Origin of the sequence: Hyphomonas sp. KY3, assembly GCF_017309975.1 — a bacterium.
Classification (GTDB): domain Bacteria; phylum Pseudomonadota; class Alphaproteobacteria; order Caulobacterales; family Hyphomonadaceae; genus Hyphomonas.
On the sequence record NZ_CP022271.1, the window covers coordinates 3330043 to 3346352 of the forward strand.

Sequence of the window (16310 nt, forward strand, 5' to 3'; positions counted from 1 at the left end):
GCGACGGACATGTCTTCACACGATTTCATTACGCCAGCCAAAATGGCTCGTGGCCTCGGCTCGGCCAAGTCCGGCACCGAAACCCATATTCGTCAGCGCGTCTCCGCGATTGCGCTGATCTTCCTCGTACCGTGGTTCGTCTACTCCATCATCAACGCGATGAGCGGCAATATCGTTGACGCTCAGGCATGGGCCGCCAAGCCCTGGAACGCCATCCTGCTGATCCTGACTGCCGGCGCGGCGTTCTTTCACATGCGCATTGGTATGCAAGTGGTGATCGAGGACTATATCGCGAAGACAGGAACCAAGTCGGCCCTGCTCATCCTGAACAGCTTTGCGTGCATCGCGCTGTTCGTGACGGTGGCCCTGTCGGTTCTCAAAATCTGGATTGGCGCGGGCGTCTAGCCTCGCGGGAGAAACATAAGATGAGCAATTATACCTGGACCGACCATACATATGATGTCGTGGTTGTTGGCGCCGGCGGCTCTGGCCTCCGCGCAGCTTTGGGCGCCGCACAGGCAGGCCTGAAAACGGCCTGTATCTCCAAAGTCTTCCCGACGCGCTCCCACACGGTGGCTGCACAAGGTGGCATTGCCGCCTCGCTTGGAAATATGGGCGAGGATGACTGGCGCTGGCATATGTACGACACGGTCAAAGGGTCAGACTGGCTCGGCGATCAGGACGCCATCGAATATCTTTGCCGTGAAGCGCCTGCGGCGGTTTACGAACTTGAGCATTGGGGCATGCCCTTCTCGCGAACAGAGGAAGGCAAGATCTACCAGCGCGCATTCGGCGGCATGACACGTGATTTTGGTCAGGGCCCTGTTCAGCGGACATGTGCTGCGGCTGACCGTACCGGTCACGCCATGCTGCACACACTGTATGGTCAGTGCGTCAAGGAAGAGACCGAATTCTTCATCGAATATTTCGCGCTCGACCTCATCATGGATGAGGAAGGCGCTTGCCGCGGTGTCACCGCGTGGAAACTCGATGACGGCACGCTGCACCGCTTCCGCGCGCAGAAAGTCGTGCTTGCGACCGGCGGGTATGGCCGCGCCTTCTTCTCCTGTACCTCGGCTCACACCTGTACGGGTGACGGCAATGCCATGGTGCTCCGCGCCGGCCTGCCATTGCAGGACATGGAATTCGTCCAGTTCCACCCGACCGGTATCTACGGCTCCGGCTGCCTGATCACTGAAGGTTCGCGCGGCGAAGGCGGTTACCTGACCAATTCCGAAGGTGAGCGCTTCATGGAGCGCTATGCTCCGTCAGCAAAAGACCTCGCGTCTCGCGACGTGGTCTCCCGTGCCATGACCATGGAAATCCGCGAGGGCCGCGGTGTCGGCGCGGAGAAGGATCATATCCACCTCCATCTCGAGCATCTCGGCGCAGAAGTCCTGGCGGCCCGCCTGCCGGGCATCTCCGAGACGGCGAAAATCTTTGCTGGCGTGGACGTCACGAAAGAGCCGATCCCGGTGCTTCCGACCGTTCACTACAATATGGGCGGCATCCCGACCAATTATCATGGCGAAGTACTGACCAAGAAGAATGGAGACCCGGATTCGGTCGTGCCCGGTCTGATGGCCGTCGGCGAAGCGGCCTGTGTCTCCGTACACGGCGCCAACCGTCTCGGCTCCAACTCGCTGATCGATCTTGTCGTCTTCGGTCGCGCAGCCGGCCAGCGCTGTGGCGCCACCACGGAAGCGGGCGCAACCCAGCCGGAATTGCCGAAGGGCGCCACCGACAGCCACCTCGCGCGCCTTGACCGCCTGCGCAACGCAACGGGCGACCAACCTGTCGCTGCCCTCCGCCTCGAAATGCAAAAGGGCATGCAGAACAATTGCGCCGTCTTCCGCACCGGCGATGTCCTGAAGGACGGCGTCGATGCCATCGAGGAAGTCTACAAGAAAGCGCCCGGGATCGACGTGAAAGACCGCGGCATGGTCTGGAATACGGATCTTGTTGAAGCCCTCGAGTTCGACAATCTGATCGCGCAGGCTGCTGTCACCGTGAACTCTGCGGCCAACCGTCAGGAAAGCCGCGGCGCGCACGCCCGCGAAGACTTCTCGGAGCGTAATGACGAAATGTGGATGAAACACACGCTCGCCTGGTGCGATGAGGCCGGCAAGGTCACGATCGACTATCGCGAAGTGCACAATTACACGCTTTCGAACGAAATCAGCTACATCGAGCCCAAGGCCCGGGTTTACTAGGATATCAAGGCGAGCACGACATGGTTCAACTTACTCTCCCCAAAGGCTCCGCGCCCAAAAAGGGCAAGACCTGGCCGAAGCCGCAAGGCGCGACCAATCTCCGCCAGTTCCGGATTTATCGCTACAGCCCGGAAGAGGGCGGTAATCCACGCTGGGACACTTATTGGGTGGACATGGATCGCGCCGGCACAATGATCCTGGACGTGTTGTTCTACATCAAGAACAATGTCGACCCGACGCTGGCATTCCGCCGCTCCTGCCGTGAAGGCGTCTGCGGCTCCTGCGCCATGAATATTGCCGGCCAGAACACGATTGCCTGCACCAAGGGCTTCGACGAACTGCCGGGCGGCGTCATCACGATTGCGCCCCTGCCCTCGCAGCCGGTGGTAAAAGACCTGATCCCGGACCTGACCAGCTTCTATGCCCAGCACGCCTATGTGCAGCCATACCTGAAGACGGTTACGCCAGACCCCGAAAAGGAATGGAAGCAATCCGAGGAAGACCGTGAAGAACTGAACGGCCTTTACGAATGTATCCTCTGTGCCTCCTGCACGACCTCCTGCCCGTCCTACTGGTGGAATGGCGACAAGTATCTGGGGCCAGCGGCCCTGTTGCAGGCCTATCGCTGGCTGATCGACAGCCGCGATGAAGCAACCGGCGAGCGCCTCGACGACCTTGAGGACCCGTTCAAGCTGTATCGTTGCCACACGATCATGAACTGTGCACAGGTCTGCCCGAAAGGCCTGAATCCGGCCAAGGCGATTGCCAAGATCAAGCACATGATGGTCGAACGGGTTTCCTGATCCGCGAATCCAAATTAGCCTCCATCCCGGGTTGATCCGGATGGGGGCTTTTTTATATGTCGACTTCACCTGACATTGATGTCTTTGGCGAGGCGCCGGAGGGTGAGCGCCCCCGCATTGACCTGGCAGCCGAGCACAAACCCCGCATCTGGGCTCGCTTCCTGGCCAAATGGATCGATTTCTACCTCTGCCTGATCCCCTCTTTCGCGATCATGATGGGGCTTATCTTCATCTACGGCTTTGTGGCGACCCTGCTGGCATGGCCGATGGATGAGGCTTTCTTCGACGGCTATATCTTCGTGGGCGTCTTTCTCGTGCTTCACGCACTGACCTTCACTGTGCTTGAGGCATTCTGCGTTTCCCAATTGGGAAATACGCCCGGCAAGGCCCTGATGGGCATCAGAATACGGAACATTATTGGAAGCCGGCTGTCCTTCCGGTCCAGCCTGAAGCGTTCAGCCCTGGCGATGCTTGCCGGCATGGGGCTCGGTATTCCATTGATCAGCCTGATCACCCATATCATATGCGCCCGAACGCTGAGCGAAGATGGTCATGTATTTTGGGACCGTGTCGACAGTCTTCAATACCTGACCCAACCAGTCGGTGCCTGGCGTTGGATTTTCGCCCTCGTCATCTACATCGTCTGCCGGGCCCTTGAACTTGCCATGAACTATCTGTGAGGCAAGCACTTACCCGTTTGTGCTGAACACGGCTCGCAAGCCCTCCGGCTTTTCCATATGCTTGAGTTGGTCGATCAGGTCATCCACTTCGAATTCCCACACCGTCGTCGGCGGCAACGGTCGAATTACCTTGCCCCCGAGCGCCTTGAAGAGGCTGTTGGCCTTTCGATTTTCTGGCAGGGTTTCAGCCTCCAGCGTGGTGATGCCCTGCGCGCGGCAGGATAGCGCCACCGACGCAATCAACAGGCGGGACAGGCCATGCGCCTGGTACTGGTCCAGTACACCAAGCGCGAGTTCGGCACGCTTGCTGTCCGGCTCTGCGCGAATGGCATGGGCCGCTGCCATGAGTGGTGTGTCGTCTTCGCTGGTGTCGAGAATGCCCCATGCAATATGAGCCTTGCCATCCGCATTTGCGAGACTGTGGACAACCGCATCGGGCACAGGATTGGCACCGCTGAAAAAGCGCAAATAGCGCGACTCCGGCGACATGGATCGGAATATTTGCTGGAAGCGTGGCTCGTCATCCAGGCCGACGGGCCTCAACAGGATGTCGTGTCCAGTGTCGAGCGACACGTGAAGGGGCGCATTGCACATGAAGCCTGCCAACCTCCGCTTTGTTTCTCGTCGCGCAAGGCCCGCGAACAGGCGCGCGCAATGGCAGAACCCGTCGACAAGAAGAACGTTCCTGACTCGTTGGATAACGGTAGTGTTCAGCAGGCGAAAGGCAAGCCATTGTATAAAAGCAAAAAAGCGCGGCCGAACTGACCGCGCTTTTCAAACTTTTTGCTGGGACCCCAGCGATCAGGCCGGATTAGGCTCCGGATCGCCAAGGCCGCCATCGCCCTTGGGCTTGCGGCGTTTGCCAATCACCGGCACCGCCGAGCCCGGCGTCGTGTCATCATCGCCCAAATCAGGACGCGATGGTGGATTGCCTTTGAGCAAAGCCGAAATCTCGTCACCCGTCAGGGTTTCATACTCCAGAAGACCGGTTGCAATCGCCTCCCAATCCTTCCGGCACTCGGTCATGATCCGGCGAGCATCATCCATGCCGGTCTGGATCAGCGTACGTACTTCTTCCTCAATCTTCCGCGAGGTCTCTTCCGAGACATGCGAGGATTGCATCAGCTGCTGGCCGAGGAAAACGTCGCCCTGGTCATCGCCATAATCAACTGGGCCGACCGCGTCGGCAAAGCCCCAGCGGGTGACCATGGCGCGTGCAAGGCGTGTCGCCTGCTGAATGTCAGAGGCTGCACCAGCGGTGACATTGTCTTCGCCGAATTTCAGCTCTTCGGCCACGCGCCCGCCCATCATGATCGCGAGACGCGAAGTCATCTCGATCTTGGACATGGACAGCTTGTCGTCTTCCGGCAACTGCATGACCATACCCAGCGCACGACCACGCGGAATGATCGTGGCTTTGTGGACGGGATCTGCAGCCGGCACTTTCAGCGCCACGACGGCATGACCAGCTTCGTGCCAGGCTGTCAGTTCTTTTTCCTTTTCGGACATCACCATGGAGCGACGCTCTGGTCCCATCAGGACCTTGTCCTTGGCATCCTCGAATTCCTGCATGGCGACAACGCGCTTGCCGCGACGGGCGGCCAGCAGGGCCGCCTCGTTCACGAGGTTGGCAAGGTCTGCCCCGGAAAAGCCCGGCGTGCCGCGCGCAATCGTCCGCGCCTCGACATCCTTGGCCAAGGGTACATTGCGCATATGAACGCGCAGGATTTTCTCACGACCGATGATGTCAGGATTGCCGACAGTGACCTGACGGTCGAAACGACCGGGACGCAGCAATGCCGGATCCAGCACGTCAGGACGGTTGGTCGCAGCAATCAGGATAATGCCCTCATTGGCTTCAAAACCGTCCATCTCAACCAGCAACTGGTTGAGCGTCTGCTCGCGCTCATCATTGCCGCCGCCGAGGCCAGCGCCGCGTGAACGGCCGACCGCGTCGATCTCGTCAATGAAGATGATGCAAGGCGCCGAGCGCTTGGCCTGCTCGAACATGTCGCGGACGCGGCTTGCGCCAACACCGACAAACATTTCGACAAAGTCCGAACCGGAAATTGTGAAGAACGGCACGCCTGCTTCGCCTGCCACGGCCCGTGCCAGCAAAGTCTTACCCGTACCCGGAGGGCCTACCAGCAGTGCGCCTTTCGGAATTTTACCGCCAAGACGTTGGAATTTGGACGGATCCTGCAAAAACTCGACGATCTCTTGCAGTTCTTCCTTGGCTTCATCCACGCCCGCAACATCGTCAAACGTCACGCGGCCATGCTTTTCTGTCAGGAGGCGTGCGCGGCTCTTGCCGAAGCTCATCGCGCCACGACCTCCACCAGACTGCATCTGGCGCATCATGAAGAAGACAAAGCCAACGATCAGCAGGATTGGCAGGATGGAAAAGATCAGAGACGCGAACGTATTCTGGCCGCTGTCAGCATCCACCGTGAAGGGAACCTGGTTCTCTTCGAGAAACTGCTGGGTCGTCATGTCGAGTGACCGCAATTCGCTGACCATGGTCCGGCCGTCGGTGGTGGTGACGATGATGCGCTGGTCACCGAGGGTCGCATCCGCGACTTTTCCATCCTCGACCAGTTCATAAATGACAGACAGTTTGGCCTTTTCAGCACGTGCTGCCTGAGGGTTTCCACCCATGGCCACGGCCATGCCGATGACCAGGAGGGCAATTGCGCCCCAGATAGCCAAGTTTCTGACGTTCATTTTTCGTCTCGCTCCAAATTCCGGTGTTCACCCCGTAAGATAGGGGGCTTATCGCATGAAAACGACTCAAAAGCTCTTAAAATGGCTGTTTTGTCACGTATCGCCGACATAGAGCGCTCGCATTGCGTCAAAACGGTCGCGCGCCAGTGCGGGATCGGCGGCCGTACCTGCTATTCCAGGCTCTGCCGACAGGACTACATCACCCTGCTTGCGGTAGATCAGGACGCCGCCCAGCGTGGCACCTTGAAACGCCTCGTTGCCTGAAAGTCGACCCGCCAGTTGCTGCACGGCATCCCGCCTTGGAGGTGTTTCCTTGCCGCCGACGATTTGAAGCATCAGGCCGAGGGCGCGCTCCAGACGCTCTCTCGGTAGCCCGGACAGATTCAGCCGTGCGCGACCTTCTCCATCCCACGCAACATAATCGGCCATCCAGCGCCCAATCAGACGCTCTTCCAGCCGCCGCACGTCCTGCAGACGCGCCTGACAGGCAAGGATGCGCGCTTTCAGGTCAGCATGGCCGTCCAGCTGCGCCCGTACGCGCACCCGCTCATAGGCCAGGTTGCGATTGGATGGGTCATCGACCCAAAGGATTCCACGCGAAGTCAGGCAGGTCCGCAATTCGCTGCGGCTATGTGAGAGAACCGGCCGGGCAATCATCACCCCCTGCCCTTCGGGCCAAACCGGCGACACGGCGCGCGGTTGCATGCCAGCAAGGCCATACCAGGTCGAACCCTGCCGGGCCCGCATCAGGAATGTTTCGCACTGATCGTCAGACGTGTGGCCTAGCAGCAGGCGCGCCCCTCCGCGCGCCCGAAGTGCCGCGGCCATCAGGCCATGCCGCGCTCGCCGGGCCAGCGCCTGTTTTGATACAGGCGTTTCCCATGTGAGGGTTTGGTGCCCGATGCCCAGATGGGCGCAGATACCTGCCACGTGGCGGGCCTCGTCGGCGGCCTCAGGCCTCAGGCGATGATCTACGGTAAACGCCATCAGGTCACGACCAGCCCGCGCGGCCCAGTCATGGGCAAGCACGAGCAGGGCAAGCGAGTCGCTGCCCCCGGACACCGCAATGCCAATCGGCCCTGAAGCGGTGCCACAGAGCCGATCAAACGCATCCATCATGTGTCAGGAAGTCGTCTAGTTGTCACAGCCGGACTTGGTTCGCTCAACCGCAGCCAGATCCCGCGTCACACCCGAAGCGTTCGGATAGCGGCTCGGCAGCGTACCAAGGGCCAGACAGGCCTTTTCCTTGTCACCGATCAGACGCATGGCCCGCGCCAACTTGACCAGCGCATCCGGCGCGCGGGGATTGTCGGGATAAGACCGGATCATCGTCGTATAGGCTGCGCCGCTGTCGGCATACGCTTTTTGCTGATAGAGCGACTCTCCCAGCCAGTAGTGTGCCTCACCAGCCTGCGGGTCATCGCCGAACCGCTCAAGGAAGGCGCGAAAGGCCTCTTCCGCACCAGCATAGTCGAACTGGATCAGCTTGGATTTCGCAAGGGCGAAGAGCGGTCCGGCTTCCCCCGGCAGGGCGCTGGCAGGAATCGTGCCCAGTGAACCTTCCGGCAGAGACTCGCCGGCAGCGGCTGCGCCGCCCATGGTCAGGCGGGTCGGGCCGGAGGTATTTGAAGTCGTTTCACCCATGGAGGCGGGTGCATCAAGACGGCGTGGGCCAGAATTGAAGCTCTGGTCAGTCGCTGCGCCCATTTCCGGCATCGTCCCGAACTCTCCGCCGACATTGCCCGGCATGGGGTCGGCCTCGGGCATGATGCCCGCCGCTGAAAGATAGGATTTCAGGGAGGCAATATCTGCAGACTGATTTTCCAGCTGCGTTCGCAAATCATCGGCCTCGTCGATGAGGGCTTCATTGTCGCGTGACAGGTTCTCGTTTTGCTCGCGCAGTTGCTGGAGCTGGAATTCAAGCGTTTCCACCCGCCCGGTCAGTTGCATCACATCTCCGGTCAATCCATTGACCTCGACCTGAACCTGCGCGCTTTGCTGGCGGGCCTGCGCCACCTGTTGCGACAGGTCGGAGCTGGTGACCCCTTGCGTTATGGGTGCAGCGCGCTGAGCGGCGGCAGGACCAACAATCAGGCAAAAGCTGGCGAGGACAAGAGCGGGCGCTTTGAACATGGGGGAAGCCTCCGGAGGATTGTGGGCGAACATACAAAAACAGCCGGGGCCAAAATAAGGCACCCGGCTGCATCTTGTGAAGCTATTCGCGGCAGAAACCTAGCTGTTTGCGCCGGAAACGATTTGCGTGAAGCCGTTACGGTTCAGGGCCCATGCCTGCTCGTCGGAACCAGCAGCGATTGGACGCTCTTTACCGTAGGAGATCGTGTCAACGCGGGACGGGTCGACGCCGAGGCTGACCAGATAGTCCTTCACGATAGAAGCACGACGCTCACCAAGGGCAAGGTTGTACTCGCGGGTGCCGCGCTCATCACAGTTACCTGCAACGATGATGCGAACGCCCGGATAGGACGACAGCCAAGCAGCCTGACGCTTCAGGATTTCCTGATCGTCGACATCGAGGCGGTAGCCGTTGAGGTCAAAGTAGACGCGCTCACCAACGTTGACGCGGAAGTCTTCGAGCGAGCCTGCGAGCGGACCAACCGGTGCGGCTGGCGCTGCTTCAACTGGAGCCGGAGCCGGTGCTGGCTCAGCGACTTCAACTGGTGCCTGTTCCTCGACCTGCTCAACAGGCTCTGGTTGGGATGCACACGCGCTGATCGAAAGAACAACCGCGGCTGCGGCTGCGAGTTTAAAAGTGGTATTCATTGCTATTCAGACTCCCCTGGATGTCCTGAGTGCTAATTGACGCCTTAACGGCTGGCGTTTGTCAACGTTGTGCCGGGTGTAGCGGGTATCTGTCTCCATATTCTGACAGAATTCGGGCGACAATCGGGCGGAAGCAGAGCTAACGCCCAGATTCGATACTATTTTGACGTTTTGTCTCCAAAAAGCAACGCCCCCGGACGAAAACCGGGGGCGAAAGCCATGAATTTATTGCAACAATGGCGACCAGGCCGGATCGGAGGCGTCCGTCTGGGTCATCATTCTGCGCTCATTTCGGCCTGAAAGATCTACCGACCAGAGCTGTGGCCCAGCGCCGGGGCGACTTTCGCGGAAATACACGATCACGCGCCCGTTTGGTGACCAGTCCGGGCCCTCATCGAGGTATGATTCGGTCAGCAGGCGCTCGCCTTTGCCATCTGTCCCGATCACGCCGATGTAAAATCGACCGCCGAGTTGCTTGGTGAACGCGACCAGATCACCCCGTGGGCTCCAGACCGGTGTTGAATACTGGCCCTTGTTGAAGGTGATGCGGCAAGCAACATCCCGACCACCGGAGGGGCAGGTCCGCGGACTGCCATCGGTGTTCATGATGTAGAGCTGCGGGCTGCCGCCACGGTCAGACGTGAATACAATGGCGCGTCCGTCCGGTGACATGGAGGGCGAGGTGTCAATCGCCGGGTGGTCTGTCAGGCGACGCGATTGGCGTGTCTGCAGATTCATGAGGTAGATTTCAGAGTTGCCGCCCTGGGCCTGGGTCATCAACACGCTCTCCCCATCCCGCGAGAAGCGCGGCGCGAAGGTCATGCCCGGAAAATTGCCCAGCAATTCCTGACGGCCCGTCTCAATATTGAAGAGGTAGACGCGCGGACGGCCGCCCTCATACGACATGTAGGTGATTTCCTGCGCTGACGGGCTGAAGCGCGGCGTCAGCACCGTGTTCGTCCCCGCAGTCAGATATTGTTGATTGGCACCATCAGCATCCATGATCGCCAGGCGCTTCACACGCTCGGTCTTTGGGCCGGTCTCGGCAATATAGACGATCCGCGTATCGAAATATGGGTCTTCACCGGTCAGGCGGTTATAGATGGAATCCGCAATCTTGTGCGCGATGCGGCGCCAATTGTCTGGCGTCGTGGTCAGGCGACGGCCGGGCTGGCCGTTGATCCGCATGACTTCCCCACCATAAACGTCCCACAGGCGGAACGAGACGGCGATCTTGCCATCCGGCAATTCTTCATACGCGCCGACGACAAGGCCCTCGGTCTGGATGATCCGCCAGTCCGGGAAGCGCGGCTGGACGTCGATCGACAGATCCTTCTGGATGAAGGACGCCGGGTTCTGGATGTCGAACAGGCCAGTCGATTCCAGATCGGCCCGGACGACATCGGCGATGTCTTCGGCCATTTCGGCATTCGCGCCACGGACTTCAAAGTCCGGAATGGCCAGCGGGGTCGGCTGGAAATTACCCTCGTCGACGCGGACCTGCAGCTGCGCAGCGGCAGGCATGGCGAGACCAAAGGCGAGAAGCCCGGCCATCAACCAGAGTTTTGCTAAGCGGATCATCTCTTTCTCCTTCAGGAAACCAGATTGTTCTTGGGAGGACCTATGGTGACCTCAACGTCTTCCCAAATATGATAGTGTTCTTTTGGCAGATTGTATGGCGCACAATTCAAGATCGCATCTGTAGCCCTGGAAATCGCCACTGCGGAAACCTCGTCAGCTTCCGGGGATACAAGCGTGACGTCGTCAACCAGTTCGCCACTCGGCGTCAGTTGGAATCTCAACACAACACTCACGCGCTCGGGCTGGGAAAGGTTTTCTGCTCCCTTCCAGCAAGATCCGATCTGGCGACGCAGCTTAGCCCCGAAATCAAAGCGAGCGGCATCTTCGTCCGCATGCATCGGCAGCACTGATGGTATGAGCATGATCGCCATCATGGCCGTCAACAACCGATAGGATGGAGCGTAATTCATCAATTCCCCTTTAGCGGCCCGATTGTGACCTCGATATCTTTCCACTCGTCATAATCGTCTTCAGGCAATTGATAGTTCGCACACTGGCGCACGGCTGTCAGGGCCCGCTGCACCACAACGCCGCGGCGGCCAATCGGCATCGAGCGCGGCGTCACCAGGCTGGCATTGCCATCCAGCGAGCCGTCCAGGTTCAGCCTCACCCGGATCACCACATTGATCTGGTCATCCTTGGGCAGATCATCGACGCCATTCCAGCAATAGCCAATCTGTCGACGCATCGCGGCTTGCAGGGAGGCCGTGTTGCCGCGCCGCTCTCCTGCCCCCTTGCGGGGCTGCTGGACGTCTTGAAGCACCGGTTTGTTGATCGGAGGCGGGGCCTGTTCTTGCGCAGCCTTGCGCTGGGTCTGGGCCTTGTCCTTCAGGATATCCTCGAAATCATTCAGAAAGTCGAGTTCGTCAGACTCCGATTTCGGCTTCTGTTTCTCGATTAGCTTCGGCTCCTTCTTCGGAGGCTCTTCCTTCTTTGGCTCAGGCTCTTTCAGCTTTTCCTCAGGCTCGGCCTTGGTGTCTTCGACAACAGGCTCTTCTTCGGCTGTTTCGGTTTCGCGCGTCTCGTTCACTTCTTCCGGTTCTTCCGGCGGATCCTCGACGATTTCGGCGTCTTCCTCGACAGGGTCAGGCTGCTCTTCCGGTTCGGTCTCTTCAGGCTCCTCTTCGGCAGGCTCCTGCACTTTCTGGATCGGCGCAACGTCCGTAACCAGACCAATATCGACAATGTCAATCGGCACATCAATCGTGCTGGCGCATTGCGGCAGGCGCAGCAGGATATCGACCGGTGAAAGGCCCGGCTCCTCACGTTCCAGTCGTTCGATCTGCTTGTCGCAATCGCTCTTCTTCATCGGCCACGTCATCACCGCCGCGGCAAGCACGGAGGCATGAAGAAGGGTCGAGATGGTAAAGCCGCGAAGCATGTGGGGCTGGTCGCTCCTACTTCTTTTGTTCGGTCACAAAGGACACACGTGTATAACCTGCTGCCCGGATTTCGGCCGTCACTTCCATGATCCGGCCATAGGGCGTGTTCTCGTCACCGCGAAGATAGATCGGCTGTTCGTAGCCTTCGCCAATAATTGCCTGCAATTGCGGACCGAGCGTGGCGATATCCTCAACAAGGGTGGTCTGAATAAAGACCTCGCCATTCTCGCGGATGGAAATCGCCAGCGGGTCGTCATTCGGTTCGGTCTTGATCGGGCCGGAACTCGTCTTCGGCAAATTCACTTCCTCGCCGCGTACCAATAGCGGCGCAGTGATCATGAACACGATCAGCAGGACCAGCATGACGTCCACAAAAGGCGTCACATTGATCTCGGCATTCAGCGCGCGACGGCCGCGCCGTCCGCCCTTGCCACCCGAACCAAGGATCAATCCCATCGCCTAGTCCCTCGCGGATTCAGAGGCACGGCGCGACAAACGCACCAGAACATCCTGCGAGAACGTGTCCAGCTGGTCGCCCAGCTTGGTCAGGTCACCGGTGAACTTGTTATAGAAGATAACCGCCGGGATGGCCGCAACGAGTCCCATGCCGGTCGCGAACAGCGCCTCGGCGATCGGGCCAGCCACGGTGCCCAGGCTGGTATCTTGTTGTTCAGCGATGTTGAGGAAGGCGTTCATGATGCCCCAGACAGTCCCGAACAGGCCAATAAAGGGTGACGCAGATCCGATGGTCGCAAGAATGCCGAGACCGTTTCCGGCGCGTCCAATCTCGCGATCCACCGCAGCGCGCATTGATCGCTCGGCGCGGCTGACAAGGGCCGCCGCCTCGCCGGAACCAGATTGCAAACGCTTGGCGTCAGACCATTCGCGCGCAGCCGCTGCAAACACGCGGCTGGCAGCGTCATTGGTTGCCTGACCGGGTCGCATGTCGAAATCCTCGGTGCGTCCGCTCCAGAAGGCTTCTTCGAACTGGCGTGATTTCTTGCGTACAGCGCCCAGCGAGAAAAGCTTTTCGCCAATCACCATCCAGGACCAGATAGATGCCAGCAGCAGGAACAGGAGCACCAGCTTAACAATTGGGTCAGCCGCCATAATGAGGCTGAAGAGCGAGAAGTCGGCATGACTCGCGGCGGTGCCTATCGCTTCTGATTCCATGGGGGCTAAAGCTCCTATCTACGCGTCATGGGTGATCAGCCGCATCCCAAACGGGACCGGCACACCCCTTCATCCACACCAAATTCGGCAGAAACACGGCAGGATGGCCAGTTTCCGCAGCACAGTTAACGGCTAAGGGAGTTTTCTTAACGAAACGTGGGCAATCGGCCGATATTTGGCACCGGGCCTACGATCAATTGGACAAGTCGGGCAGGAACCATCGCGTGCCGACATAGAAGTTGTAGGCGCGGTTGATGCCATCAATTCCGCCAAGGTTCGACGCGACAGCCTGATCCGAATACGAGACGTATTCACTGCCCAGCGACAAACGGAAATTGTCTGACAGATGATAGGTCGCGCCCGCAAACAGATTCCAGTAGGCGCTGGAATTGGTGTCCTTGCCGACCACGATGAAATCCGGATTGATGTCCGCGGGGCCAGAGAAGTTGAAATCGAGCACCCCTGCCCCGCCGCCCGCGCCCAGGAATGGGCGCAGCCGCTTGCCTTCCCGGAAATCATAGAAGGCATGAACCCCGATCGAGCGACTTGTGAAATCGCCACTTGCCGTGCTCGCACCGTTCAGTCCCGCGATATTGGCCCAGCGGAATCCGTATTCGGCCTCCAGACGAACTGAGTGGTTGACCCGGTAGCCCAGGGCCCCGGCGATCTCGCGGCTGTCATCGAAAATCAGATTGTTCTGATCCCCGATCGACCCGTATCCGCGCACAGCAACATAGAAGCCGCGCTCTGCGTCAAAGTCTGCTTCTGCCTGCGCAACCGCGGGATAGCTCAGGCACGCGCCCCACAGCGCCAAGTGCATCAATTTCAAGACTCGCCCTCCCAGCGATATGCTTCCAGTTGCTTCACCAATTCGCGGATCGGACGGCGCGGGCGGCCATCGGCGTGAATCATGACAGCTGTGATCTCACCCTCTGCAATGATTTCCTCTCCCCTGAAACAGGTTTGGGAAAAAAGGATGCGGGGTCCGTCGGTACCAATATAGCGCGTCCGGATATGCAGCAGGTCGTCTACCCGCGCCGCCTTGCGATAGTCCACTTCAACTCGCGTCAGCGTGAAAGCCGCCGGGTCTTCCCGCTCCAGCAAGGATTGATGGGAGACGCCAGCGTCGCGCAGATGGTCTGATCGACCCCGCTCGAAGAAGCGGAGATAATTGGCGTGATAGACCATGCCTGTGAAGTCGGTGTCTTCATAATAGACCCGCACGGTGATCCAGTGCTGGCGCTCGGCATCGAAATTGTTGGCATCAAGATTGGGAAGGCTCATTGGGTTCGCCTACCAAAGCTCGCGAGAATCGTCACCCCTGTTCCGATTGCAGGGTCATTTCGAGCGGAGCCGTTTCGTATCCAAGCTCTTCGGCACGCGTCTTCAGACGCTCCAGGGTTTTCCCATCAAGCTGCGCCGTGCGCGAGAGGATCCACAGATACTTGCCGTCCGGACTGCCGACGAGGGCGGCTGAATAATCCGGCTCCAGCGCCAGCACCCAATAGTCCCCTTCTGCGAACGGAACCCATGCAGGCGCAAACTTCACTTTCAGCTTGCTGTTGCCTGACCCCTCCACGATGCGGGCCTTGCCTTCAGCCACCGTTTTCTCTCCGTCGAGCGATCCCTTGAAACACGTATTGGTCACCGACACGGTGCCATCGGAGTTCAGGCCATACTCAGCCGTCACACCTGTGCAATTGCGTTCAAACCCATTCGGATAGCGGGCAATTTCGTACCAGAGGCCAGCATACCGATCGAGATCGACAGACGGCACCGTCGGCGGCGTTGAATCACTGGCGCGATAATCAGGTTGGCTCGTACAGGCTGCAAGCAGGGCTGCGGCAATGGCGGAAAGGGCAAGGCGCATATGGGTTTCTCCTATGCCCCTCCTACGCGTGAACCTGCTGACTGGTTTCCCGGAGACTTATTCGCCGTTTGGCTCAACCGCCTCAGGCTCTGCAGTTTCTTCGGAATAAATGGTGGCAAGAAACGCACGGAAGTCTTCTACCGAGGCAACAGGCTGCTCCTCCTGCGGGATATGTCCGGTCTCGGGATAGATGATGAGCTTCGACCCCGGGATGGCATCGGCAAACTTTTCCGCATGTGCCACGGGAATCAGATTGTCAGTATCCCCATGCAGGATCAGCGTCGGCACGGTGATTGCGCTCAGCCTCTCCTTGGACGCAGGCACCCGCAGTGTCGTGCCGCTCATGATCTTGAGCAGCGCCTCGCGATGGCACGGCGCACGAGACATGGCCGAATACCGCTCCACCATTTCATCCGTCACCAGTTCAGGATCCGCAAAGCTGTTTTCCAGCCCCGACCGGATCAAGGCTGACATGTCGAGATCCTTCATCACATTGCGGGCAAACCCATTGCGCAGCAATTTGAAGATCACCGGGTCCTTGTCGTCCTCGCCCGGCGCACTGAGCCAACCGGCCGCATCCACCAGGACCAATCCATCCAGCCTGTCCGGATGGGTGAGTGCATAGGCCCAGGCGGTGTGCCCGCCCATGGAACTGCCAACGAGGGTGAACTGGTCGACGTCCAGTGAATGCGTCACGCGGTCGATACTGGCAATGAATTGCTCGATGCCGATCTCATCATTGTCGACGCAGCGCGACAGGCCATGGCCCGGCAGGTCCAACCGGATGACCCGGTAATCCTTACGCAGATTGCGCACCCATGCGTCCCAGGTGTTCAGAGAGGCAGAATAGCCATGCACAAGCACAAGTATTGGCGCGTCGCGCGGACCGGTATCGGTAAAATGCAGCTCGATCTGACTACCGGATTTCAGGTACCGGCTGTTCGATTTCGAGTAGACCGACTCCAATGTGTTGTAGGAAATGTCCGGACGGCGCAGCATCAACCAGCCCGCCGTGAGAATGATCGCAACCGTCACCAGCACGACTAGCAATCGTTTCATCTTGTTCCCGGCTCCCGCAGTTTCAAATCAGGTGATCGGCACTA

General features: G+C 59.2%; 18 protein-coding genes. 4 read left to right on the plus strand and 14 right to left on the minus strand.

Annotated features, from left to right (window positions below):
* Positions 1-9 precede the first annotated feature (9 nt).
* From sdhD to CFA77_RS15990, 4 genes are read left to right on the plus strand one after another with little or no spacing between them, the layout of a single operon-like run.
* A complete protein-coding gene (gene sdhD / locus CFA77_RS15975; protein ID WP_206991537.1) occupies positions 10-405 on the plus strand; it encodes a succinate dehydrogenase, hydrophobic membrane anchor protein in 396 nt (131 codons plus the stop codon).
* Positions 406-425: 20 nt separating this feature from the next.
* Positions 426-2213 carry a succinate dehydrogenase flavoprotein subunit gene (sdhA, locus tag CFA77_RS15980; protein ID WP_206991538.1) on the plus strand — a complete coding sequence of 596 codons (1788 nt, stop codon included), beginning with the start codon at positions 426-428 and terminating at the stop codon, positions 2211-2213.
* 20 nt (positions 2214-2233) lie between these two features.
* Complete coding sequence (locus CFA77_RS15985) at positions 2234-3016, plus strand: succinate dehydrogenase iron-sulfur subunit (RefSeq protein WP_034814804.1); 783 nt, start codon at positions 2234-2236, stop codon at positions 3014-3016.
* Positions 3017-3072: 56 nt separating this feature from the next.
* Positions 3073-3696 (plus strand): RDD family protein, encoded by a 624-nt coding sequence (locus tag CFA77_RS15990; RefSeq protein ID WP_206991539.1) that lies wholly within the window; start codon positions 3073-3075, stop codon positions 3694-3696.
* Positions 3697-3705: 9 nt separating this feature from the next.
* Here the strand turns inward: CFA77_RS15990 and CFA77_RS15995 are convergent, their stop codons facing one another.
* From CFA77_RS15995 to CFA77_RS16060, 14 genes are all read right to left on the minus strand, one after another.
* Positions 3706-4290: a GNAT family N-acetyltransferase gene (locus tag CFA77_RS15995; protein ID WP_206991540.1), complete on the minus strand. Its 585-nt coding sequence runs from the start codon at positions 4288-4290 to the stop codon at positions 3706-3708.
* Positions 4291-4497: 207 nt separating this feature from the next.
* Positions 4498-6420 carry an ATP-dependent zinc metalloprotease FtsH gene (ftsH, locus tag CFA77_RS16000; protein ID WP_034814802.1) on the minus strand — a complete coding sequence of 641 codons (1923 nt, stop codon included), beginning with the start codon at positions 6418-6420 and terminating at the stop codon, positions 4498-4500.
* Between the two features lie 93 nt (positions 6421-6513).
* Positions 6514-7539 carry a tRNA lysidine(34) synthetase TilS gene (gene tilS, locus CFA77_RS16005; RefSeq protein ID WP_206991541.1) on the minus strand — a complete coding sequence of 342 codons (1026 nt, stop codon included), beginning with the start codon at positions 7537-7539 and terminating at the stop codon, positions 6514-6516.
* A gap of 15 nt (positions 7540-7554) precedes the next feature.
* Positions 7555-8553: a tol-pal system protein YbgF gene (gene ybgF, locus CFA77_RS16010; RefSeq protein WP_206991542.1), complete on the minus strand. Its 999-nt coding sequence runs from the start codon at positions 8551-8553 to the stop codon at positions 7555-7557.
* 99 nt (positions 8554-8652) lie between these two features.
* A complete protein-coding gene (pal, locus tag CFA77_RS16015) occupies positions 8653-9201 on the minus strand; it encodes a peptidoglycan-associated lipoprotein Pal (protein WP_034814792.1) in 549 nt (182 codons plus the stop codon).
* A 225-nt stretch (positions 9202-9426) separates the two neighbouring features.
* Entirely contained in the window at positions 9427-10782 is a 1356-nt protein-coding gene (gene tolB / locus CFA77_RS16020) for a Tol-Pal system beta propeller repeat protein TolB (RefSeq protein ID WP_206991543.1), read from the minus strand.
* An 11-nt stretch (positions 10783-10793) separates the two neighbouring features.
* On the minus strand, positions 10794-11192 hold the full coding sequence (locus CFA77_RS16025; protein ID WP_206991544.1) for a hypothetical protein: 399 nt from the start codon (positions 11190-11192) through the stop codon (positions 10794-10796).
* Positions 11192-12163 (minus strand): hypothetical protein, encoded by a 972-nt coding sequence (locus CFA77_RS16030; protein ID WP_206991545.1) that lies wholly within the window; start codon positions 12161-12163, stop codon positions 11192-11194. The genes CFA77_RS16025 and CFA77_RS16030 overlap by 1 nt, the downstream gene beginning before the upstream one ends.
* 16 nt (positions 12164-12179) lie before the next feature.
* On the minus strand, positions 12180-12620 hold the full coding sequence (locus CFA77_RS16035; protein WP_034814786.1) for an ExbD/TolR family protein: 441 nt from the start codon (positions 12618-12620) through the stop codon (positions 12180-12182).
* Positions 12621-12623: 3 nt separating this feature from the next.
* A complete protein-coding gene (gene tolQ, locus CFA77_RS16040) occupies positions 12624-13337 on the minus strand; it encodes a protein TolQ (protein WP_034814783.1) in 714 nt (237 codons plus the stop codon).
* Positions 13338-13530: 193 nt separating this feature from the next.
* A complete protein-coding gene (locus CFA77_RS16045) occupies positions 13531-14157 on the minus strand; it encodes an outer membrane beta-barrel protein (RefSeq protein WP_242517550.1) in 627 nt (208 codons plus the stop codon).
* A gap of 5 nt (positions 14158-14162) precedes the next feature.
* Complete coding sequence (locus CFA77_RS16050) at positions 14163-14621, minus strand: YbgC/FadM family acyl-CoA thioesterase (RefSeq protein WP_206991547.1); 459 nt, start codon at positions 14619-14621, stop codon at positions 14163-14165.
* A gap of 31 nt (positions 14622-14652) precedes the next feature.
* The gene (locus tag CFA77_RS16055) at positions 14653-15207 is read right to left on the minus strand and encodes a lipocalin family protein (RefSeq protein WP_206991548.1); all 555 of its coding nucleotides are present in this window, start codon (positions 15205-15207) and stop codon (positions 14653-14655) included.
* A 57-nt stretch (positions 15208-15264) separates the two neighbouring features.
* Complete coding sequence (locus tag CFA77_RS16060) at positions 15265-16266, minus strand: alpha/beta fold hydrolase (RefSeq protein WP_206991549.1); 1002 nt, start codon at positions 16264-16266, stop codon at positions 15265-15267.
* Positions 16267-16310 lie beyond the last annotated feature (44 nt).